Below are 19,885 nucleotides of genomic sequence, written 5' to 3'. Positions count from 1 at the left end.
GGATGCCTGACATGTCCGACGGGCCGCCGCTGGCGGAGACGGGCCGCTTCGTCACCGGGTCGATCCTCCGGCACGTGGTGGTGATGGCCGCCACCGGCTCGGTGGGGCTGATGGCGATCTTCGTCGTCGACCTCCTGTCGCTGCTCTACGTCTCGACGCTCGGCGACCCGAACCTCACCGCGGCGGTCGGCTTCGCCGGCATCGTGCAGTTCTTCGCCACGGCGGTGAATATCGGCCTGATGATCGCCGCCGGCGCCCTGGTCGGGAAGGCCGTCGGCGCGCGCGACCGCGCGGCGGCGCGGCGCCTCGCGACCTCCGCGCTGGTCCTCGGCAGCCTCGTGGCCAGCCTCATCGCGGTGCTGATCGCGCTGCTGGCCGACCCGCTCCTGGCCCTGATCGGCGCGCGGGGCGAGGCGCTGCGGGTGGCCGTCCTGTTCCTGCACGTCACCCTGCCGTCGAACCTGCTGCTCGCCGCCGGCATGCTGTTCACCGGCCTCCTGCGCGCGGTCGGCGAGGCCCGGCAGGCGATGTCGGTGACCCTGGCCGGCGCCGTGGTCACCGCCCTCCTCGACCCGCTGCTGATCTTCGGCGCCGGCCTCGGCGTCACGGGCGCGGCGATCACCGTCTGCGTCGCGCGCGCGACCTTCGTGGCGGTGGGTATCCGCGGCGTCGCCCGGTACGGGCTCCTCGGCCGGCCGCAGCTCACCGACCTGCCGGCCGACGCCGCCGCCCTGGCGGGGGTCGCGGGACCGGCCGTGCTGACGAACCTCGCGCCCTCGGTGGCGAGCGCCTTCCTGGCCCGCCTGTTTGCCGGTTACGGAGCCGATGCCGTCGCCGCCGCGTCGGTGATCGACCGCCTGACGCCGGTGGCCTTCGGCGGCCTGTTCGCGCTGTCCGGGGCGATCGGCCCGATCCTGGCCCAGAACTGGGGCGCGGGCCTGTTCGACCGGATGCGCGGCGTGCTCGGCGCGGCGATCCGGGTGACGCTGGCCTACTGCGCCGCGGTCTGGCTCCTCCTGGCGCTGGCCCGGGGGTGGCTCGCCACGCTGTTCGGCCTGCAGGGGGTCGCGGCCGAGCTGTTCGGCTTCTTCTGCCTCGTCGGCGGCGCGATCTGGTTCTTCAACGGGCTGCTGTTCCTCGGCAACGCCGCCTTCAACAATCTCGGCTTCCCGCTGCGCTCGACGCTGCTGAACTGGGGACGGGCGACGCTCGGGACGATCCCGCCGGCGATGCTCGGCGCGACGCTCTACGGCCCCCGCGGGGTGGTGGCCGGGATGGGGATCGGCTCCCTGGTCTTCGGGGCGCTCGGCATCCTGCTGGCCCGCCGCACGGTCGACCGGCTGGAGGGGGTCGGCCCGCGTCGGCCGGCGCCGGACATCGCCGCGGGGGCGCCCCAGCGGGCGGCGCCCCTGCCGCCGGGGCACGCCCATCCCGAGCCGTTGAGCTGAGGCGGCGGCGGCAAGGCACAAGTTCCGCGGGTGGGAACTGGTATTTCCCCGCGCAAAGGGTCACGATGCCTTGTCCCGGGCGGTCCCGACCGGGACAGGATCGAGGCGCCATGTTCAACCCGCTCGAGATGTTCCAGGCGCAGGGCGAGGCCGGGCTTCAGGCTATGGGCCAGCCGTTCGGTCTGACCGCCGAGCAGACGGCCCGCGCCTTCGAGGCGCTGATGCCGGCCCTGACGCTCGGCCTCCAGCGCAGCGTCGGCATGGACCCGACCGGCTTCGCCCGGATGTTCGGGCTCGAGGCCGCCAAGCCGGCGCCGGCGCAGGGGTTCGAGGCCCTCGGCCAGATGTTCGGTTCGGCGCAGCTGATGCAGGCGGTGCTGCGGCAGGCCTCGGCGACGAGCGGCGTGGGCGCGCAGGTCCTGCGCCAGATGCTGCCGATGATGGCGGGCGCCGTGGTGGCGAGCATCGTCCACGTCATGCTGAACCAGCCGCAGGCCGAGGCCGCGCGGCCGAGCCCGCCGCCGCCCCCGCCCGTACCGTTCCCGTTCGCGCCGGCCTGGGCCGAGATGGCCAGGGCGATGATGCCCGCGATCGAGCCGCCGGCCCCGCCGACGCCGGCCGCCAAGCCGGCCGCCAAGCCGGCCGCCAAGCCGCCCCAGGCAGGCGCGGGCGAGACCGGCTCCGACATGTTCCAGCAGATGCTGCGCACCGGGGCCGAGGTTCAGGGCAACAACATCCGGGCGATGCGGGAGCTGTTCGAGACCTTCTGGCCCGCCTCCGGCACGCCGGCTGGGAGCGGCATGAACCCGACGGGCACCCCAACCCGTCCCGATCCGGCGCCGGCCGACCCCGCGGCGGGCAAGGGCCGGCGCGGTCGCCAGCCCGGCGGGACCGGTTGACGCGGGGACAGGATCCGGGCGGGCGCTGCCCCGACGAACCGGAGCGGCAACCTGCCGGCGAGGAGACCCGTCGATGAGCGACCACCTGACCGCCTGGGACCACCGCACCGAGAGCGTCGGCGGGAACGGCGTCGCCAAGCGCACGATCCCGGGCTCCGGCGCGAGCCTCGTGCGCGTGGTGGTGCCGGCGGGCGTCTCGGCACCCGCCCATAGCCACGATCACGAGCAGTTCGTGCAGGTGCTCTCGGGCTCGGGGATCCTGGAGACCGAGCAGGGCCGCGAGCCGTTCTCGGCCGGCAGCGTGTTCCACTTTCCGGCCGGGGCGTGGCACGCGGCCACGTTCGAGACCGAGACGGTCCTGATCGAGACGAACCTCGCGACGCAGGTCTGAAAGGGGTCCGGCGGGCTTGGCCGGCCCGGTGCCGAGGATGATCCCGGATCAGTCCGGTCCAGGGCCGAGCTGCCGCTCGAGTTCCTCGGCCGCGGGCACCGTCTCGCGCGCGTACCGGACGGCCTGATCGGCGGTCAGCAGGCGGCCCTCCTCCGGGTAGAAGGCGAGCCCGTCGACCAACTTCACGCAGGCCGTGATCGCCATCACGGCGCCGATCGACTCCGCGATGGTGCCGAACCAGAACGCGTACACGCACGGCCAGGAGCCGGCGAAGTCGGTCTCCGGATAGGTGTCCTTCAATTCCGGGAACGGGATGAGCGCGCACTCGAAGCCCGAGGCCCGGCCGCGCCGCAGGGCCGGCAGATGCCCCGACGAGGCCGGCGGGATCGCCGTCCCGCGAAGCTGCAGATCGAAACCGAGCGCGTCCAGGCCGGTCTGCCAGTCCGACACGCCGGCGAGCGGCCGCGGACACAGGGCGTAGGCTTCCATGCTCATGCGACCACGACTCCGATAGCGACGGTGACAGAGACGCGGCCCTTGACGGAGATGCCGCGGAGCAGGTGGATCTCGATGATCGGGACGCTGTCGTCGACACCTGCGCCGGCCCGCAGGGCACGGATACGGCGCGGCGACAGGCCCGTTTCACCGGTCTTGATGTCCCAGATCGCCCGGATCGGCGCCGCGCTGGTTCGGCCGTCCCGGAGAAGTACATCCGTGCGTATGCTGCCCGACAGGCCGTGACGGACGATGTCGCCGGCGACGAAGCTCTGCTCGACGCCGTGCCGGCCGATCCCTGGAAGATCCAGCTCGCGCAGGCGGGCCGCCAGCCTCGCGTGGATCCGGGTCCCGTACAGGAAGCCCTCGCCCGGCTCGGTGCTCTCGACGACTTCGTTCAGGACATCGAGGAGCTCGTCGGTCTTCGCGTCGATCCGAGGATCACCCGTTCGATCCTTGCGAACGACGGTGAGCGAACCGCCCTCGCCGCACCATCGGCCGTCGCAGCCCCGTGGCTGATCCGGTCTGAAGCCAGCTCTGATGTCCAGAAGTTCCAGGGCGACGAAGGCCAGGCTCAAGCGAAGTTGCGCGAGGGAGTACGCCAAGATCACATCGGGCTCGTGGGCTCGCATCGCGTTGTCACCCGTCACCTATGTTCATGTTTTATTCCATGATTCTTTTCCTCATGTCCAGCGAACGGGCCGTGAATTAGGAAAACATGTCGGCCCTGCCGGCACCGCCGCCGCCCCGCCTGCGACAAATTATTCTTGGCGCGCGAGCAAAATGCCTGTGCTTGGCCTGAGCCTTCGGCGCGTGTAGGAATCCCACCTTGAACGCCCGCCCGTGCACGCCGACGAAAGGCCGGGCATCGCCCCTACCAGAACAGAGGCAGACCATGAGCGCCGGTACCGCCGCCGACAAGCACTTCTCCAACAGCTTCTTCGCCGCCCCCCTGACCGAAGCCGACCCCGAGATCGCCGAGGCGGTGGCCAAGGAGCTCGGCCGTCAGCAGCACGAGATCGAGCTGATCGCCTCGGAGAACATCGTCTCCCGCGCCGTGCTGGAGGCTCAGGGCTCGGTGCTCACCAACAAGTACGCGGAAGGCTATCCGGGCCGGCGCTACTACGGCGGCTGCCAGTTCGTGGACATCGCCGAGGACCTCGCCATCGAGCGCGCCAAGCGCCTGTTCGATTGCGGCTTCGCCAATGTGCAGCCGAATTCCGGCTCCCAGGCCAACCAGGGCGTGTTCCTGGCCCTGATGCAGCCCGGCGACACCTTCCTCGGCCTCGACCTCGCCGCGGGCGGCCACCTGACGCACGGCGCCCCGCCGAACGTCTCGGGCAAGTGGTTCAAGCCGGTCTCCTACACGGTGCGCCGCGAGGACCAGCGGATCGACATGGAGCAGGTCGCCCAGCTCGCGCAGGAGCACAAGCCGAAGGTGATCATCGCCGGCGGCTCGGGCTACCCGCGCCACTGGGACTTCGCCAAGTTCCGCGAGATCGCCGACTCGGTGGGCGCCTACTTCATGGTCGACGCGGCCCACTTCGCCGGGCTGATCGCGGCCGGCGTGCACCCGTCGCCGTTCCCGCACGCCCACGTCGTCACCACGACGACCCACAAGACGCTCCGCGGCCCGCGCGGCGGCATGATCCTGACGAACGACGAGGCGCTGGCCAAGAAGTTCAACTCGGCGATCTTCCCCGGCCTGCAGGGCGGCCCGCTGATGCACGTCATCGCCGGCAAGGCCGTGGCCTTCGGCGAGGCGCTGAAGCCCGAGTTCAAGATCTACGCTCGCCAGGTGGTGGAGAACGCCAAGGCGCTCGCCGACACGCTGATCTCGGGCGGCTACGACATCACCTCGGGCGGCACCGACAACCACCTGATGCTGGTCGACCTCCAGCGGAAGGGCCTCACCGGCAAGGCGGCGGAAGCCGCGCTGTCGCGGGCGCACATCACCTGCAACAAGAACGGCGTGCCCTTCGACCCGCAGAAGCCGACCATCACGTCGGGCATCCGCCTCGGCACCCCGGCCGGCACGTCGCGCGGCTTCGGCGTCGCCGAGTTCAAGCAGATCGGCGGCCTCATCGTCGAGGTGCTGGACGGGCTGGTCGCCAAGGGCGAGGCGGGCGATCCCGAGGTCGAGGCCAGCGTCAAGACCCGCGTCCACGCTCTGACGGACCGGTTCCCGATCTACGGCTGAGGCGTGAGCGGGGCCGGTCTTCCGGGCCGGCCCGCGGTGGATTAGGAAACGGCCGCGGATCCGACCGGTCCGCGGCCGTTTCCATGCCCGAGTATCGAAACCCATGCGGTGTCCCTATTGCGGCGGCTCCGAGACCCAGGTGAAGGACTCGCGGCCCTCCGAGGACGGCGCCGCGATCCGGCGCCGCCGGGTCTGCCCGGACTGCGCCGGCCGCTTCACCACCTTCGAGCGCGTGCAGCTCCGCGAAGTCGTGGTGCTCAAGCGCTCGGGCAAGCGCGTGCCGTTCGACCGGGACAAGCTCCAGCGCTCCATCGACGTGGCGCTCCGCAAGCGCGCCGTCGATCCGGAACGGATCGAGCGGCTGGTCAGCGGCATCACCCGGCAGCTCGAGAGCGCCGGCGAGCCCGAGGTGACCTCCGAGGCGATCGGCGAACTGGTGATGGCGGGGCTCAAGGGTCTCGACGACGTCGCCTACGTGCGGTTCGCCTCCGTCTACAAGAACTTCCGCGAGGCCAGGGACTTCGAGGAGCTGCTCGGCACGCTGAGCGACGGCACGCCGGTGCGGGCGGCCGCGCCGGAGCCGGAGAACGACCCGGAGCCCGAGGCGTCGGGGCGCCGCCGCGCCGGGCGGCCATGAGCGCCGACACGAACTTCATGCACCTCGCCCTGGCGCTGGGCCGGCGCGGGCTCGGCACCACGTGGCCGAACCCGTCGGTCGGCGCCGTCGTGGTCGAGCCCGGGACGGGCCGCATCCTCGGGACGACGACCGGTGCGGCGGCGGCCGGGGCGGCCGGGGCCACGGCCCGGCGCATGGCGGCCATCGCGCCGTCGTCCGACTCGGTGGTCCGGCTGCTGCTGCTGCCGTAGCGGCCGAAGCCGAACCGGGGCTCGATCAGGTCCAGCACCGCGTCCAGCGCGGCGTTGCTCAGCGCCACCTCCTCGGCGGCCGGCACGCCCTGGATGGCCAGCGCCGCCCGCTCGAAAGCCGGCTCGTTGCTAACCTCGCGGCCGAACCAGCTCGGAGTATGGAAGCCGGCGGCCTCGCCGTCATTGTCGAAGGTGACGCTGATCAGGTCCAGGCTGCCGGGGGTGACGTAGCGGTCGATGGCGATCTCGCGGCCGCCGGCGTTGACGGTGGTGCGGTCGTAGGCGGCCTTGCCGGGGCAGACGTCCAGCAGGGCGTCGCCGTGGGCGCGCGGGACGTCGGTGCGCTCCTCGACCGGGACGCCGTCGGCCCCCTTGTTCACCAGGACCAGCTGGCAGACCTGGCCGTCGACGCGCACGTAGGAGGCGCGGCCGCCCTGGGGCGCGAAGTGACCCTCGGTGATCCGGGCGCCGCCCCGCTCCTTGCGGATCAGGCGGACCAGGGAAGGTGCGACCAGAAATCGGCGAACGGTGCTCATGAACTCAAAACCCCTCCCGCTTGGTCGGCGGCGCGCCGATCCGGCGGACAGCCCCCAGCGCCGCCGGGCCGCACGGAAGGGGCAAGTGGGGCCGACCCGCACGGCGTATAAGCTGACTGCCACGCCGTATTCGTCAGAGCCTGACCGCTTCCGTCGCCAATCACCGGACAGCGACAATCTGAGACTATAGAGCGCTAAGCAAAAACGCGACGAAATCAAGACCGGATCGGGTCGAGCCCGCTGCCAGGGCGCCCTCTGTCCCCGATATCCCGGCTTTCGCTCGAGATTTCCGAACCCAGGTTAGGCAGGCCCCGGACTCATTCCGCCGGCTCGAAATTCATCGCCGCGCCGTTCATGCAGTAGCGCAGGCCGGTCGGGGCCGGGCCGTCGTCGAAGACGTGGCCGAGATGGCCCTTGCAGCGGGCGCAGTGCACCTCGGTGCGGACCATCCAGTGGCTGCGGTCCACCGTGGTCTCGACCGCGTCGGCCAGGGGCTCGAAGAAGCTCGGCCAGCCGGTCCCGGACTCGAATTTGGTGCCCTGCTCGAACAGCGGCTGCCCGCAGCCCGCGCAGGTGAAGGTGCCGGCCCGCTTCTCGGCGAGCAGGCAGCTCGTGCCGGCCCGTTCCGTGCCGTGCTCGCGCAGGACCCGGTACTGCTCCGGCGTCAGGGACGAGCGCCATTCGGCGTCGCTGCGGATATCCGGGCTGGTGGTCGGCGTGTCGGCCATGGCGATCTCCCTTCTTCGCCACGTTATATAGGCGGCACGGGCGGTCTCCGGCAGTCCCGGACTGTGTCGCAGGGCCTTCTCGGCGACCGAGAACGGGGGGCTTTCAGGCGGCCGCGCCGACGGTGTCGGCCATCCGCGCCTTGCGCGCGCCCATCGGCAGCGGCGCGCCCGTGGTGGTGTCGCGGGCCGTCTGGTGCTCCAGCTCGGCGTTGATCTCGCCCCCGAGCAGCACGATCGTCGAGGAGATCCAGATCCAGGTCATGAAGCCGATCACGGCGCCCAGCGAGCCGTAGGTCTCGTTGTAGGTGCCGAAATTGGCGACGTACCAGGAGAACAGGAGCGAGGCGGCGAGCCAGAGCAGGCCCGCGATCACGCTCCCGACGCCGACCCAGCGCCAGCGGGCGTGCTCCCGGCTCGGACCGAACCGGTAGAGCACCGACAGGCCGCCGAGCAGCACGATCAGGATCGCTGGCCAGCGCAGGGCCGCGAGCAGCCACGCGGTCGAGCCGAGGCCCAGGAAGTTCAGCACCACCGGCACAACCACGATGACGTTGAGCGCGACGATGATGAACAGGAGTGCCCCAACGGTGAAGGTCAGGGACCGGAGGTTGAGCCAGAAGAAATTTCGCTTCTCCTCCTCCTCGTAGACGACGTTCAGCGCGTCGAACATCGCCTTCATGGCCGCGTTGGCGCTCCAGAGCGACAGGAGCAGGCTGGAGAAGAACGTGATGCTGAGGGAGCCGCTGCCCTTGGCGGCGATGCGCTTGACCTGGTCGCCGATGAGTTCGACCGCGCCGGACGGCAGGACCGCGTGCAGCTGGGCGAGGTGATCGTTGATGACGGTCACGTCGGCGAACAGGCCGTAGCAGGAGACGAGCGCGGCGATGGCGGGAAACAGCGACAGCAGCGTGTAGAAGGTCACGCCGGCCGCGACCGCCAGCACCCGGTCCTTGTTGAATTCCAGGTAGACCCGGACGGCGATGTCCTTCCAGCCGGACCGGGTCATCTCGGCGGGGCTCTCGGCGGCGCGACCCCGTTCCGGCTGGGTCGCCGCCGTGAGCTGCGCGGCGCGGCCCGAGATCGAGCGCGCCCCCGCGGCCACGCCCTTGCGCAGGCCGCGGTCGTCGCAGGGCTGTTCGTGGTCGGCGGAGGGATCACCGGCGGGCAGAGCGGCCGTCACGCGGCGCCGCGCCGGGGCCGCCGCGAGGGCGACCAGGGCTGACCCGAGCATCAGGGTCCAGAGGATCGAGCCGGTCTCGGAGGGGCCGGTCGAACGCGACGGTGACGGAGGCATGTGTCGGGGCCAGTGCGCGGAACTGCCGCGCTCGGGACTCCCAACGTCGTCGTGCCGCGGCCGTTCCGCGCGTCGGACGGGGACGCTGCGGGCCTCCGCGCGTTGTGATGGTTATGCGCGATCAGCCCCGCCTCGGATTCTGCTGCAAATTCGTCCTGGACGAGCCTCCCGGCACCCACGCCACCCTCAAGGCGGAGCGGGAGGCCACGCTGCACATGAACCTCACCAGCGTGACGATGGCCTACCTCACCAAGCTGGAGCCCGCCGCCCGGCGGGCGAAGCTCGCCGGCCTCGTCGCCCACAACCTCGACGCCCTCGGCCGCCAGATCGCCTGGGTCGGCGCGCGGCCGCCCCTGGAGCGCCTCCTCCGCATGGCGAGCAACGTCCTGCCGGGCTACACCCACCCGATCGCGCAGGCGCTCTACGCCGAGCCCGAGATGGCGGCGCTGGTCGAGCGCGGCCTCGCCGATGCCGGGGCGCTGGCCCGCCGGCTCGGGGTGCGCCTGAGCTTCCACCCGGGCCCGTTCTGCCTGCTCGCGAGCCGCAACCCGGCGGCGATCGCGAACGGCCTGTCCGAGCTCGACTACCACGCCGAGATCTTCGACCGGATGGGCTACGGCGGCGGCTGGCACCCGCACGGCGCCCACATCAACATCCATGTCGGCGCGGGCGACCCCGGGGTCGAGGGCTTCCGCGAGACCCTGCCCCGGGCGAGCCGGGTGGCGCGCGACCTCGTGACGGTGGAGAACGACGAGAACGTGTTCGGCCTCGACGCGGTGCTGCGGCTCGCCGACATGGTGCCGGTGGTGCTCGACCTGCACCACCACTGGGTCGAGAGCGGCGGCGAATACCTCGAGCCGGACGACCCCCGGATCGCCCGGGTGCAGGAGTCCTGGCGCGGCGTCCGGCCCGTAGCCCATATCAGCGTGTCGCGGGAGGCGGTCTCCGCCGCCTGCGACCCGGACGCCCTGCCCGACTTCCCGGCCCTGCGCGCGGCCGGCCACGCGGTCCGGGACCTCGCCGCGCATTCCGACATGATGTGGAACCGGGCGGTCAACGACCTCGTCGCCCGTCACCTCGCCTGGGCGGATTTCGAGATCGAGGCCAAGGCGAAGAACTGCGCCTCCGTGCAGATCGCCCGTCACGTTTTGGCGCTCGAGGGCGCTGCGCCGATCGCGGCCGAATGATGGGACGGTCTCGACGCGTCCGCCGGTCCGCTCTAGGCAATCCGACATGAAGACGGCCGATTGCGACATCCTCATCGTCCCGGGGCTCGGGGGCTCCGAGGAGGACCATTGGCAGGCCCGCTGGGCGGGCCGCCTTGCCACCGCGCGCGTGGTCGAGCAGGACCAGTGGCACGCGCCGACCCCGGAGGCGTGGTGCGGGCGCATCGCCGAGGCGGTGGCGGCGGCGACGCGGCCGGTCATCCTGATCGCCCACAGCCTCGGCGTGGTGGCCTGCGTCGAGGCGGTGCCGCGCTTCCCCGCGGGGGCGGTGCGCGGCGCCCTGCTGGTGGCGCTCCCGGACGTCGAGGAAGCGCCGGACCTGCCCGACTCGGTCCGGGCCTTCGCGCCGGTGCCGCGCGAGCCCCTGCCCTTCCCGTCCCTGCTGGTCGCCAGCCGCACCGACCCGTACTGCCGCTACGAGCGGGCGGACGACTTCGCCCATGCCTGGGGCGCGCTCACGGTCGACGCGGGCGAATCCGGCCACCTCAACGTGGCGAGCGGGCACGGACCCTGGCCCGAGGGACTGATGCGGCTCGCCGGGTTCCTGAAGGGGCTCTGAGTTCGGCGCGCGCTGCCGCGCGCGCGGGAACGGTCGGCGTCCCCGTGCCTCGCCTGGATGGAGCCGGCGCGGGGCGCATTAACGCGCTGTTTACCACCGCCCTCTTCAGTGGCGGCACGGGCGGTCCTTCGTCCCGAAGCCGCCCCTGGAGAGCACCGTGACGCGCAAAGAGCTTCTGGAACGACTCGAAGCGGTGCAGACCGCCCTCGGCCCCCGGGCCCAGAGCAACTTCAACAGCTCGCTGTTCAACGACGTGACGCTGCTCAAGCGGATCGAGGCCTTCGAGGCCAAGCTCGGCGAGCCCGAGAAGCCGAAGACCGCCGACTACACCGGCAACATGTTCTCGCGCATCGCCAACCGCCGCGCCGCCGCGGGCGCCAAGTAGCCCGCCGTTATTTCGGCTCGGCCTCGGCCGAGCGCAGCAGCTCGCCGGCGACGTCGGCGAGCCGCGGCGGGGCCTCCCGCACGAACGGCAGCGGCCGGCAGACGTTGAGCGCCGCGAGCCCGAACCGGGCGGTCATCAGCCCGTTGAGCACGCCCTCCCCCAGCTTGGCGGAGACCCGGGCGGCGATCCCGAGACCCAGCACCTGCTGCATCACGCTCTCGCCCACCGCCATCCCGCCGGTGACGGTGAGATGCGCGAGCGCCGCGCGCCCCAGCCTGAGAAATCCCAGGAACCCCGGCCGGCCGCCGTAGATGGCCGCGATCCGGCGCAGCAGCCGCACCGCCGCGAACACCACGAAGGCCACGTCCACGATCGCCCGCGGGCTCAGCGCCGTCACCGCCGAGACCTGCTTGGCCGTCGTCGCGATGGCGTTGCGCGCCTGCCGGTCGAGTCCGGCCAGCAGCTCGTGCTCGGCCAGGCCGATCCGGTCGTCCACGTCGAGGATCGCGTCGGCGGCGGCGTCGATCCGGGCCCGGCCCGCCGACAGGGCGTCGCGGTCGGCGTAGAAGGTCGAGAGCGCCTGCACCACCGCCTGCGCGCCCGTGTGGTCGCGGGTCACGAGGGCGTCCAGCGCCGATTGCCGCAGCCGCTCGATCTTGCGCTCGCGGCGCAGGCCGGCGAGTTCTCGCACCACGATCGCCAGCAGCGCCAGCGCGGCGAGGCCCAGCAGCGCGAGGGCCACCCAGCCGAGCCAGGGGGCGGCCTGGAACAGGTCGCTGATCATCCGCTCGACCGACAGGCCGACGCCCAGGGAGACGAGGCCGCCCACCGCCGAGAGGAACAGGGCGCCCCAGGGCGAGCGCGAGCGCGGCGCCACCGGCACGGCGACGCCGTCGGCGGCGTCGACGATCTCGAAGGGCTCCTCCACGATCCGGGCTTGCGGCGGCCGGGGGCTGAGCGGCGTCGTGGTCACGCTCGGCGCGGCGGCCGGCTCGGGATTGATCCGGAAGGCGCGGGGTTTCTGGCCGGAGGTCATGGTCGCGGGCTCCGCATCGCACACATCGTCACGCCAGCCGGTCGCCGATCAGGAACTGCATCGCCCGGTCGAGCCGGATCTGCGGCAGATGTCCGGCGCGACCGAGCCCGTCGGGCCGCACCAGCGGCGGCCGGAAGCGCGGGAAGCGCAGCGAGCCCGGCTCGACCGCGCCCTCCAGCACCGCCTCGGCGCGGGCCGGCAGCTCGCCCGGGAAGATCGCGGCCTCGCTGTTGCCGTCGAAGACCTCGTCGCCCACCACCTCGCCGGCCTCCGGGGTGCCGGCCACCGCCCGCAGCGTCTCCGAGCCGTCGTGGACGGTGGTCTCGCGGGTGGCGCGCACGGAGGCCAGCGCCACGGTGCCCACCCGGGCGCCCGCGGCCTCGGTCCGCCGCATGGCCCGCGACACGAGCAGCCGCAGCAGCGCGTCGAGCCGGTCGTGGCTCGTCTGGTGGAGGTGGTCGGCCTTGGTGGCGGCGAACAGGACCCGGTCGGCCCGGGGCGCGAAGAGCCGCGACAGTACCGTGTTGCGGCCGATATTGAGGCTGAGCAGCACCGCGTCCAGCGCCTCCTCCAGCTCCGCCAGCGCGGTCGGGCCGGCATCGACCGCCGACAGGACGTCCACCAGCACGATCTGCCGGTCGACCCGCTGGAAATGGTCGCGGAAGAACGGCGTCACGACCTTGGCCTTGTAGGCCTCGAAGCGCCGCTCCATCAGCCCGGCGAGGCTGTCGGGGGCGATCGTCTCGGTGAGCCGGTCGAGGGGCGCGAAGGTGAGGGCCGGGGAGCCCGCGAGGTCGCCCGGCATCAGGAACCGGCCCGGAGGCGTCGTCGCCACGGCTTCGGGCCCGGCGCGCAGGCCCGCGAGGTAGGCCTTGAAGGCGTCGCTCGCCCGCTCGGCCGCGACCTCGTCGAGGGGGCCGTTCGGGTCGAAGCCCTTGAGGGCCTCCAGCCAGGGCGCCGCGACGGCGGCGCGGCCGGGGCGGCGGGTGCCACCGATCGTGGCCCGGGACCACGCCGTGTAGCTGGTCTCGATCAGGGCGAGGTCGAGGAGCCACTCGCCGGGGTAGTCGACCACGTCGAGCATCAGGGTCGCGGGCCCGGAGCGCCAGCCGGCGGCGCGCTCGTAGGCGATCTCCAGGCGGAACTGGCTGATCCGGTCGGTTGAGCGCGGCCAGCGCCGCGCCTCGGTGAGCGTCGCGAAATGCTCCTCGAAGGGGAAGCGCGGCACGTCGTCGTCGGGCTGGGGCACCAGCTTGGCCCGGCGCAGGCGCCCTTCCTGGGCGGGCGCGAAGGCCGGCAGCGCGTGCGTCTCCACGAGGTGGTGGATCAGCGCCGTGGTGAAGACGGTCTTGCCCGAGCGCGCGAGCCCCGTCACGCCGAGCCGCAGGGTCGGCTGGACCAGCAGGTCGTGCGAGGCTTCGGCGAAGGCTTTGACGGCCGAGCCGGCACGCGCGGCAAGGTCGATCAGGGGCACAGGCGGGCTCGGGGTGAGGGAACGGGCCGGGCAGAGGTGGCGCGGCCGAGGCCGAACCGCAAGGCTTGCCCGCCGGGAAGCCTCCCCTAGGGCGGCGCGGTGTTGGCGGCGGGCGTGAGCGGCCTGAGCCGTTCGATCGCCCCGGCGACGAGGTCGGGCCCGGCCCGCAACGTGCCGAGCTCCACCGCGGACATCGCCAGCATCACGGGCGCCAGATTGGCGCGCGGCGCGCCGTCCGGCCCGAACAGGTCGAGGTCGTCGCCGGGTTTCAGGCCGACGCTGGCGCTGATCCGGTTGGCGTAGGCCTGGATCCGGACCTCGTCGCCGGTGCAGAGCGGGGCCGGCAGCCGCAGGTCGAGGACCGGGAGGCCGGCCGCGATCGCCGGCAGCAGCGCGGATTCGGCCACCATCCGGTCGGCGCTCGGGACGCGGGCCGGCTTCCGGTCGAGGAGCGCCGCCGGGTCGGCGACGCTCCCGACCGGGCGGCCGGCGGAGGCGGAGATCCCGGCGGCGATGTCGGGAACTGGCTGGAGCATCGCCACCCGCGGCACGGCTGCCGGGCGCCGGCCGGGGCGGCCGGCCATCCGGGCNCCTCGTGCGCATCCCCGAGGCGCGCAACGTCCTCACGCGCTACCCGCACCAGCTCTCCGGCGGCATGCGCCAGCGCGTGATGATCGCCATGGCCCTGTCCTGCAAGCCGCAGCTGCTCGTCGCCGACGAGCCGACCACGGCCCTCGACGTCACGATCCAGGCGCAGATCCTCGAGCTGATCCGCAGCCTCCAGGCCGAGATGAAGATGGGCGTCGTCTTCATCACCCACGACATGGGCGTCGTGGCCGAGATCGCCGACCGCGTGCTGGTCATGTACCGCGGCGACAAGGTGGAGGAGGGGGCGGCGCCCGCGCTCTTCGCCGCGCCGCGCCACGCCTACACCCGGGCGCTGCTCGCCGCCGTTCCCTGGAGCCCTGCTCGCATCACGGCCGCACGCCGCCCTGCACGGACGCGATCCTGGCCGCCGGGATCGCCCGGGTGGTCAGCGCCCTGGAGGATCCCGACCCGCGGGTGGCGGGACGCGGCCACGACCTCCTGCGGCAGGGCGGCGTCGCGGTCGAGACCGGACTGCTGCGCGACGAGGCGGCGCGCGACCATGTCGGCCACATCACCCGGGTCACGCGCGGCCGCCCGGCCCTGCACCTGAAGCTCGCCCGCACCCGCGACGGCTTCTGCGCCGCCGCCGGGCCGGAGCGCCTGCGGATCACCGGGCCGGTGGCGGACGGGGCGGTCCATCTCTGGCGGGCCCATGCCGACGCGATCCTGATCGGCATCGGCACCGCCCGGGCCGACGACCCGTCGCTGACCGTGCGGCTGCCGGGATTGGGCAGGCGCTCGCCCCTGCGGGTCGTCCTCGACACGCATCTGCGGCTGTCCCCGGCGAGCGTCCTCGCCCGGACCGCCCGCGACACGCCGACCCTGGTGCTCACCACCCGCTCGGCCCCGGCCCACGCGCGGCGGGCCCTGGAGGCGCTCGGCGTCGAGGTCGCGACCGTGCCGGCCGACCCGGCCGGCGGGATCGATCTCCCGGCGGCCCTGGCGAGTCTGGGGGAGCGCGGCCTGACCCGGCTGTGCAGCGAGGGCGGCCCCCGCCTTGCGGAGGCGCTCGCCCGGGCCGATCTGATCGATGCCTGCACGCTGGTCACCGGACCGGCGGAGCTGGGACCGGGGGGAGGCCTGCCGGCCCTCGGCCCGGCCCTGGCGGACGCCCTGGCGGGCGGCCAGTTCCGGGAGGCCGAGCGGCTGCAGCTCGGACCCGACGTCGCCGTGACCTACGAACGCAACAGGACGTAAGCGATGTTCACGGGCTTGGTCAGCGACGTCGGCACGGTCGTCTCGGTCTCGGGCGCGGGCGACCTGCGCCGGATCGCGATCCGCGCCTCCTACGACCCGGCGACGATCGCGCTCGGCGCCTCGATCGCCTGCGCGGGCCCGTGCCTCACCGCCGTGTCGGTGGAGCCCGCCGCGGGCGGCTGCGTCTTCGCGGTGGACGCCGCCGCCGAGACGCTGGCGCGCACCACCGTCGGCGCCTGGGCGGCGGGCACGCGGATCAACCTCGAGCGCTCCCTGAAGATCGGCGACGAGCTCGGCGGCCACCTGGTCACCGGCCACGTCGACGGCCTAGCCGAGATCGTGGCGCGCGAAACCGTCACGGCGGATGCCTGGGGTGCCAGCGAGCGCTTCACCCTCCGGGCGCCGGCGGCCCTGGCGAAGTTCATCGCCGAGAAGGGCTCGGTCTGCCTCGACGGCACCTCGCTCACGGTGAACGCGGTTCAGGGCGACCAATTCTCGGTGCTGCTGATCCCGCACACGCTCCAGGTCACCACCTGGGGCGAGCGGCGGGAGGGGGACCGGCTCAACCTGGAGGTCGACCTGATCGCCCGCTACGCCGCCCGGCTGACCGAGGCGCGGGCCGGCTGAGCCGATCGCCCTTGCGAGCGGGGCGAAGCAATCCAGGGACACGCCATGTCCGGAAATCGCGCGCTGCCCTGGTCGCTTCGCCGCGCTCGCGGAGACGGCGAGTCAGCGCGGCGGGATCGAGTAGGTCCCGGTTGCGTGGCAGACGAGGTCCGGGCTGCCGACGGCGGTGATCGACACCTCGCCGACGGCGAGGCGCCGGCCGAGCTTGAGCAGCCGGCATTCGGCCACGAGATCCCCCGTGGCGGGCTTCCGCAGGAAGTTGAAGTTGAGGCTGGTCGTCACCGCGAGCGCCACGGGACCGATATTGGCCAGGATCGCCGCGTAGAGGGCGTAGTCGGCGAGCGCCATCATGGCCGGCCCCGAGACGGTCGCGCCGGGCCGGAGGAAGCGCTCGTGGGCTTCCAGCCGCATCCGCGCCGCGAGCGGTCCCACGGCCTCGAGATGGTAGGCCCGCCCGCCCGCCTGCATCTGCGGGAACTCGCGGTCGAGGAAGTCCTGCGTCTCGGCGAGGGTGAGGATCGTGGCGGCCATCGCCTCATGCAGCACGGCGATCCCGCCAAGGCAATCACGAGGCCGTCCGAACCGCCTTCCTCACCGAGAGATACCGCTCGATCCGCCTGGGTCGTCTTTGCGGGCGGAGCGAAGCCATCCGGAAGCGCGACGGCTCCCGATGCCGCGCTGCCCTGGGTCACTTCGCTGCGCTCGTGACAACGGAGGGCTGCCTCCGTCGAGGGCTTCGACCGGACGCCTCATCAGGACGGGGAAGCGGGCGGGAGGAGCCTGCCCGCAGAGCCCATCAGAAGAAGATCGGCCGCGCGCTGGCGGTGATCTCGCCCAGTACCGTGCCGGTGGCCGGCTCGACCTCCTTGAGCACCACGTCGTAGCCCCAGAGGTCGGCGAGGTGCTGCAGCACCCGCTTGGCGTCGTCCTTCTGCAGGGTGATCTTGTTGATCGCCTTGTGGTGCAGGATCAGGCGCCGGTCGCCTTCGAGGTCCACGTCCACCACCTCGATGTCGGGGTCGAGCCACGCCACGTCGTACTGGCGCGCGAAGGCGCGGCGCAGCTTGCGGTAGCCGCGCTCGTCGTGGATCGCCTCGACCCGCAGCTCCGGCTCCTCCGGGTCGTCGACCACGTGGAACAGGCGCAGGTCGCGCATCAGCTTGGGCGACAGGAATTGCTGGATGAAGCTCTCGTCGCGGTAATTCTCCCAGCAGTCGCGCAGCACCGCCATGGCGTCGCCGACCCCGGCGATGTCCGGGAACCACGCGCGGTCCTCCTCGGTCGGCTGCTCGGCGATGCGGGCGATGTCCTGCATCATCGCGAAGCCGATCGCGTAGGGGTTGTGACCGCCATAGGAGCGGTCGTCGTAGTTCGGCTGCCGGATGACGTTGGTGTGCGATTGCAGGAACTCGAGATAGGCCGCCTCGGTGATCTGCCCGGATTCCGACAGGGCGTTCATGATCCGGTAGTGGCAGTAGGTGGCGCAGCCCTCGTTCATCACCTTGGTCTGGCGCTGCGGGTAGAAGTACTGGGCCACCAGGCGGACGATGCGCAGGATCTCGCGCTGCCACGGGCGCAGGCGCGGGGCGACCTTCTCCAGGAAGTAGAGGATGTTCTCCTGGGGCAGCTCCAGCAGCGCCTTGCGCCGCTCGGCGGCCATGTCGGGGCGGACGGCGCCGGTCTTCTGCGGCAGGGTCCGCCAGAGGTCGTTGTAGATCTGCTCGCCGTGCTCGATCCGCTCGCGCTCGCGCCGCTGCTCGGAGGCGAGGTCCGGCCGCTTCTTGCGCGGGTAGCGGTGGACGCCCTGGCTCATCAGCGCGTGGGCGGCGTCGAGCACCTGCTCCACCGCCTGGTGGCCGTAGCGCTCCTCGCAGCGGCTGATGAAGCCCTTGGCGAAGTCGAGGTAGTCGAGGATGCCCTCGGCGTCCGTCCACTGCCGGAACAGGTAGTTGTTCTTGAAGAAGTGGTTGTGGCCGAAGGCGGCGTGCGCGATGACGAGCGTCTGCATCGTCGCCGTGTTCTCCTCCATGACGTAGGAGATGCACGGGTCGGAGTTGATGACGATCTCGTAGGCGAGCCCCATCAGGCCGCGGCGGTAGCCGGCCTCGTGCTGGGCGAAGTGCTTGCCGAACGACCAGTGCTTGTAGAACAGCGGCATGCCGATCGACGCGTAGGCGTCGAGCATCTGCTCGGCCGTGATGATCTCGATCTGGTTCGGGTACCAGGACAGGCCGAGCTGCGGCCCGGCCACCGCCTCGCAGGCGTCGTGGATGCGCCGGATCGTGTCGAAATCCCAGTCGTTGCCGGTGAACAGCGGCTTCCGGTTGCCCGCGATGATCTGGGGCGTGCGTGCCTTGACGAGCGTCATGCGGCCTCCCGATCGAGTGATGTGCGCACCGCCCTCACGCCTCCGCCTCGGCGCGGCCTTCCTTGCGCCCGAACAGCTCGCGGAAGACCGGGTAGATCTCCCGGCGGTGGTTGACCTTGCGCATGGCGATCGGGCCGCCGGCCTTGGCGATGGCCTCGTAGGTCCGCCACAGGGTGGTGCGGTGCTCCACGAAGCCGGCGCGGGGGCCGTTCTCGTCGCCCACCTCCAGATAGGCGAAGTGCTGGCAGGCCGGCAGGATGTGCGACCGCAAGAGCTCCGTGGAGGTCGGCCCGTCCGAGGAGACGTTGTCGCCGTCCGAGGCCTGGGCGGCGTAGATGTTCCAGTCGTTCGGGTCGTAGCGCTCGGCGATGACGCGCTTCATCTCCACCAGCGCCGACGAGACCAGGGTGCCGCCGGTCTCGCGGGAGCCGAAGAAGGTCTCCTCGTCGACCTCGGTCGCCCGGTCGGTGTGGCGGATGAACACGATCTCGACGTGGCGGTAGCGCCGCGTCAGGAAGATGTGCAGCAGGATGTAGAACCGCTTGGCGAGGTCCTTCATGTGCTCGGTCATCGAGCCGGACACGTCCATCAGGCAGAACATCACCGCCTGCGCGATCGGCCGCGGATAGGGCTCGAACCGGCGGAAGCGCAGGTCGATCGGGTCGACGTAGGGGATGCGCTTCGACCGCTCGCGCAGCCGGAACAGCGCCTGCTCCAGGTCCGCCCGCTCCGGGTCTCCGTCCGGCAGGGCGTCGAGCTTTGCCTCCAGGGCCGCGACCTCGTCGGGCTTCGGCCGCTTGAGGGCGATCCGCCGCGACATCGAGTTGCGCAGGGTGCGGGTGAGCGCGAGGTTCGCCGGCGAGCCGGTCACCGTGTAGCCCGCCCGGCGCAACCCTTCCGTCTCGACCACGGCCAGCCGCCGCTTGGCGAGGTCCGGCAGTTCCAGGTCCTCGAGGAACAGCTCCAGGAACTCCTCGCGGGTGAGCACGAAGCGGAACGCGTCCTCGCTGTTCTCGCCGCCCTCCCCGCCCTCGCCGGCCCCGCGGCCGCCGCCGCTGCCCGGAGGCCGCTCGATCGTGTCGCCCTCCACGTAGGTCTTGTTGCCGGGCAGGATGTGGTCCTGCAGGCCCGTTCCGGGCTGGCGCGAGAAGCGGGGCTCCCGGACGCCGTCCGCCGGCACGCTGACGCGGCCGTCCTTGCCGAGATCCTTGATGTCCTTCTCGCGGGCGGATTCCCGCACCGCGCGCTGGGCCACGTCCTTCACGCGCCTCAGGAAGCGCTGGCGGTTCGGGAGGCTCTTGCCGCCCGGGTTCAAACGTCGGTCGACGATGTGCATCCGCTGCGAAAACCCTCGTCCGCGTGCTCCGGCCGGGTCCGGACCCTGATCGTACCATGCTGTCACCGGAGGGAAGGATCCCTCTTTGGCAGCAGGGCCGAGATCTTCGCCGGCCGGTCGTCCGAAACTGTGGCGGCGGAGGGTCGAGCCCCGGCCCGGCCGGATTGGACC

21 protein-coding genes and 1 pseudogene are annotated in these 19,885 nt (G+C 72.2%); 11 read left to right on the top strand and 11 right to left on the bottom strand.

What is annotated here, in order from left to right; genetic code table 11:
- Positions 1–11 precede the first annotated feature (11 nt).
- The 3 genes from MOTC310_RS27595 to MOTC310_RS27585 all read left to right on the top strand — a co-directional run bounded on the left by MOTC310_RS27595 (position 12) and on the right by MOTC310_RS27585 (position 2,738).
- Complete coding sequence (locus MOTC310_RS27595; RefSeq protein ID WP_331304036.1) at positions 12–1,448, top strand: MATE family efflux transporter; 1,437 nt, start codon at positions 12–14, stop codon at positions 1,446–1,448.
- Positions 1,449–1,558: 110 nt separating this feature from the next.
- Positions 1,559–2,347 carry a DUF937 domain-containing protein gene (locus MOTC310_RS27590; protein WP_331304035.1) on the top strand — a complete coding sequence of 263 codons (789 nt, stop codon included), beginning with the start codon at positions 1,559–1,561 and terminating at the stop codon, positions 2,345–2,347.
- A gap of 73 nt (positions 2,348–2,420) precedes the next feature.
- Positions 2,421–2,738 (top strand): cupin domain-containing protein, encoded by a 318-nt coding sequence (locus tag MOTC310_RS27585; RefSeq protein ID WP_331304034.1) that lies wholly within the window; start codon positions 2,421–2,423, stop codon positions 2,736–2,738.
- A 48-nt stretch (positions 2,739–2,786) separates the two neighbouring features.
- Here the strand turns inward: MOTC310_RS27585 and MOTC310_RS27580 are convergent, their stop codons facing one another.
- Positions 2,787–3,233, bottom strand: a complete 447-nt coding sequence (locus MOTC310_RS27580) for a hypothetical protein (protein WP_331289507.1) — start codon at positions 3,231–3,233, stop codon at positions 2,787–2,789.
- The gene (locus MOTC310_RS27575; protein WP_331304033.1) at positions 3,230–3,838 is read right to left on the bottom strand and encodes a hypothetical protein; all 609 of its coding nucleotides are present in this window, start codon (positions 3,836–3,838) and stop codon (positions 3,230–3,232) included. The genes MOTC310_RS27580 and MOTC310_RS27575 overlap by 4 nt, the downstream gene beginning before the upstream one ends.
- Before the next feature lie 290 nt (positions 3,839–4,128).
- Between MOTC310_RS27575 and glyA the strand changes: the two genes are divergently transcribed.
- The 3 genes from glyA to MOTC310_RS27560 all read left to right on the top strand — a co-directional run bounded on the left by glyA (position 4,129) and on the right by MOTC310_RS27560 (position 6,300).
- Entirely contained in the window at positions 4,129–5,433 is a 1,305-nt protein-coding gene (glyA, locus tag MOTC310_RS27570; protein ID WP_331289505.1) for a serine hydroxymethyltransferase, read from the top strand.
- A 103-nt stretch (positions 5,434–5,536) separates the two neighbouring features.
- A complete protein-coding gene (nrdR, locus tag MOTC310_RS27565) occupies positions 5,537–6,070 on the top strand; it encodes a transcriptional regulator NrdR (protein ID WP_331304032.1) in 534 nt (177 codons plus the stop codon).
- Positions 6,067–6,300, top strand: a complete 234-nt coding sequence (locus MOTC310_RS27560) for a hypothetical protein (protein WP_331304136.1) — start codon at positions 6,067–6,069, stop codon at positions 6,298–6,300. Before nrdR ends, MOTC310_RS27560 begins: the two co-directional genes overlap by 4 nt.
- Here MOTC310_RS27560 and MOTC310_RS27555 read toward each other — a convergent pair.
- The 3 genes and pseudogenes from MOTC310_RS27555 to MOTC310_RS27545 form a co-directional block, all read right to left on the bottom strand.
- Positions 6,300–6,836: pseudogene (locus MOTC310_RS27555) on the bottom strand (hypothetical protein); the annotation flags it as partial. The gene MOTC310_RS27560 and the pseudogene MOTC310_RS27555 sit on opposite strands and share 1 nt — an antisense overlap.
- A gap of 317 nt (positions 6,837–7,153) precedes the next feature.
- Complete coding sequence (gene msrB / locus MOTC310_RS27550; RefSeq protein ID WP_331304031.1) at positions 7,154–7,564, bottom strand: peptide-methionine (R)-S-oxide reductase MsrB; 411 nt, start codon at positions 7,562–7,564, stop codon at positions 7,154–7,156.
- A 103-nt stretch (positions 7,565–7,667) separates the two neighbouring features.
- A complete protein-coding gene (locus MOTC310_RS27545) occupies positions 7,668–8,858 on the bottom strand; it encodes a YihY/virulence factor BrkB family protein (RefSeq protein ID WP_331304030.1) in 1,191 nt (396 codons plus the stop codon).
- 113 nt (positions 8,859–8,971) lie between these two features.
- Here MOTC310_RS27545 and MOTC310_RS27540 point away from each other — a divergent pair, with 113 nt between their 5' ends.
- The 3 genes from MOTC310_RS27540 to MOTC310_RS27530 all read left to right on the top strand — a co-directional run bounded on the left by MOTC310_RS27540 (position 8,972) and on the right by MOTC310_RS27530 (position 11,028).
- Positions 8,972–10,045, top strand: coding sequence for an apurinic/apyrimidinic endonuclease family protein (locus tag MOTC310_RS27540; RefSeq protein ID WP_331304029.1), 1,074 nt, complete (start codon positions 8,972–8,974; stop codon positions 10,043–10,045).
- Between the two features lie 46 nt (positions 10,046–10,091).
- A complete protein-coding gene (locus MOTC310_RS27535; protein ID WP_331304028.1) occupies positions 10,092–10,643 on the top strand; it encodes an RBBP9/YdeN family alpha/beta hydrolase in 552 nt (183 codons plus the stop codon).
- Positions 10,644–10,800: 157 nt separating this feature from the next.
- On the top strand, positions 10,801–11,028 hold the full coding sequence (locus tag MOTC310_RS27530; RefSeq protein WP_012319110.1) for a hypothetical protein: 228 nt from the start codon (positions 10,801–10,803) through the stop codon (positions 11,026–11,028).
- Between the two features lie 7 nt (positions 11,029–11,035).
- Here MOTC310_RS27530 and MOTC310_RS27525 read toward each other — a convergent pair whose 3' ends face one another.
- The 3 genes from MOTC310_RS27525 to MOTC310_RS27515 form a co-directional block, all read right to left on the bottom strand.
- Positions 11,036–12,064, bottom strand: a complete 1,029-nt coding sequence (locus MOTC310_RS27525) for a YcjF family protein (RefSeq protein ID WP_331304027.1) — start codon at positions 12,062–12,064, stop codon at positions 11,036–11,038.
- 28 nt (positions 12,065–12,092) lie between these two features.
- On the bottom strand, positions 12,093–13,538 hold the full coding sequence (locus MOTC310_RS27520; RefSeq protein ID WP_331294601.1) for a YcjX family GTP-binding protein: 1,446 nt from the start codon (positions 13,536–13,538) through the stop codon (positions 12,093–12,095).
- 86 nt (positions 13,539–13,624) lie between these two features.
- A complete protein-coding gene (locus MOTC310_RS27515) occupies positions 13,625–14,122 on the bottom strand; it encodes a hypothetical protein (protein ID WP_419539962.1) in 498 nt (165 codons plus the stop codon).
- A gap of 106 nt (positions 14,123–14,228) precedes the next feature.
- Here MOTC310_RS27515 and ribD point away from each other — a divergent pair, with 106 nt between their 5' ends.
- The gene (gene ribD / locus MOTC310_RS27510; RefSeq protein ID WP_331304129.1) at positions 14,229–15,383 is read left to right on the top strand and encodes a bifunctional diaminohydroxyphosphoribosylaminopyrimidine deaminase/5-amino-6-(5-phosphoribosylamino)uracil reductase RibD; all 1,155 of its coding nucleotides are present in this window, start codon (positions 14,229–14,231) and stop codon (positions 15,381–15,383) included.
- A gap of 3 nt (positions 15,384–15,386) precedes the next feature.
- Positions 15,387–16,010, top strand: a complete 624-nt coding sequence (locus tag MOTC310_RS27505; RefSeq protein WP_331304026.1) for a riboflavin synthase — start codon at positions 15,387–15,389, stop codon at positions 16,008–16,010.
- A gap of 102 nt (positions 16,011–16,112) precedes the next feature.
- Here MOTC310_RS27505 and MOTC310_RS27500 read toward each other — a convergent pair whose 3' ends face one another.
- The 3 genes from MOTC310_RS27500 to MOTC310_RS27490 form a co-directional block, all read right to left on the bottom strand.
- Positions 16,113–16,541 carry a PaaI family thioesterase gene (locus MOTC310_RS27500; RefSeq protein WP_331304128.1) on the bottom strand — a complete coding sequence of 143 codons (429 nt, stop codon included), beginning with the start codon at positions 16,539–16,541 and terminating at the stop codon, positions 16,113–16,115.
- Positions 16,542–16,806: 265 nt separating this feature from the next.
- The gene (locus tag MOTC310_RS27495; protein ID WP_331304025.1) at positions 16,807–18,378 is read right to left on the bottom strand and encodes a SpoVR family protein; all 1,572 of its coding nucleotides are present in this window, start codon (positions 18,376–18,378) and stop codon (positions 16,807–16,809) included.
- A gap of 34 nt (positions 18,379–18,412) precedes the next feature.
- A complete protein-coding gene (locus MOTC310_RS27490) occupies positions 18,413–19,714 on the bottom strand; it encodes a YeaH/YhbH family protein (protein ID WP_331289500.1) in 1,302 nt (433 codons plus the stop codon).
- Positions 19,715–19,885: the final 171 nt, after the last annotated feature.

Origin of the sequence: Methylobacterium oryzae (genome assembly GCF_036441375.1) — a bacterium.
In the GTDB taxonomy this organism is placed as follows: Bacteria; Pseudomonadota; Alphaproteobacteria; order Rhizobiales; family Beijerinckiaceae; genus Methylobacterium; species Methylobacterium oryzae_A.
This window is presented reverse-complemented; position numbering and strand designations above follow the sequence as displayed.

Bases quoted from the DNA above. Each gene is read 5' to 3' on its own strand.
- MOTC310_RS27595 (WP_331304036.1), top strand. From the start codon at position 12: ATGTCCGACGGGCCGCCGCTGGCGGAGACGGGCCGCTTCGTCACCGGG.
- MOTC310_RS27590 (WP_331304035.1), top strand. From the start codon at position 1,559: ATGTTCAACCCGCTCGAGATGTTCCAGGCGCAGGGCGAGGCCGGGCTT.
- MOTC310_RS27585 (WP_331304034.1), top strand. From the start codon at position 2,421: ATGAGCGACCACCTGACCGCCTGGGACCACCGCACCGAGAGCGTCGGC.
- MOTC310_RS27580 (WP_331289507.1), bottom strand. From the start codon at position 3,233: ATGAGCATGGAAGCCTACGCCCTGTGTCCGCGGCCGCTCGCCGGCGTG.
- glyA (WP_331289505.1), top strand. From the start codon at position 4,129: ATGAGCGCCGGTACCGCCGCCGACAAGCACTTCTCCAACAGCTTCTTC.
- nrdR (WP_331304032.1), top strand. From the start codon at position 5,537: ATGCGGTGTCCCTATTGCGGCGGCTCCGAGACCCAGGTGAAGGACTCG.
- MOTC310_RS27560 (WP_331304136.1), top strand. From the start codon at position 6,067: ATGAGCGCCGACACGAACTTCATGCACCTCGCCCTGGCGCTGGGCCGG.
- msrB (WP_331304031.1), bottom strand. From the start codon at position 7,564: ATGGCCGACACGCCGACCACCAGCCCGGATATCCGCAGCGACGCCGAA.
- MOTC310_RS27545 (WP_331304030.1), bottom strand. From the start codon at position 8,858: ATGCCTCCGTCACCGTCGCGTTCGACCGGCCCCTCCGAGACCGGCTCG.
- MOTC310_RS27540 (WP_331304029.1), top strand. From the start codon at position 8,972: ATGCGCGATCAGCCCCGCCTCGGATTCTGCTGCAAATTCGTCCTGGAC.
- MOTC310_RS27535 (WP_331304028.1), top strand. From the start codon at position 10,092: ATGAAGACGGCCGATTGCGACATCCTCATCGTCCCGGGGCTCGGGGGC.
- MOTC310_RS27525 (WP_331304027.1), bottom strand. From the start codon at position 12,064: ATGACCTCCGGCCAGAAACCCCGCGCCTTCCGGATCAATCCCGAGCCG.
- MOTC310_RS27515 (WP_419539962.1), bottom strand. From the start codon at position 14,122: ATGGCCGGCCGCCCCGGCCGGCGCCCGGCAGCCGTGCCGCGGGTGGCG.
- MOTC310_RS27505 (WP_331304026.1), top strand. From the start codon at position 15,387: ATGTTCACGGGCTTGGTCAGCGACGTCGGCACGGTCGTCTCGGTCTCG.
- MOTC310_RS27500 (WP_331304128.1), bottom strand. From the start codon at position 16,541: ATGGCCGCCACGATCCTCACCCTCGCCGAGACGCAGGACTTCCTCGAC.
- MOTC310_RS27495 (WP_331304025.1), bottom strand. From the start codon at position 18,378: ATGACGCTCGTCAAGGCACGCACGCCCCAGATCATCGCGGGCAACCGG.
- MOTC310_RS27490 (WP_331289500.1), bottom strand. From the start codon at position 19,714: ATGCACATCGTCGACCGACGTTTGAACCCGGGCGGCAAGAGCCTCCCG.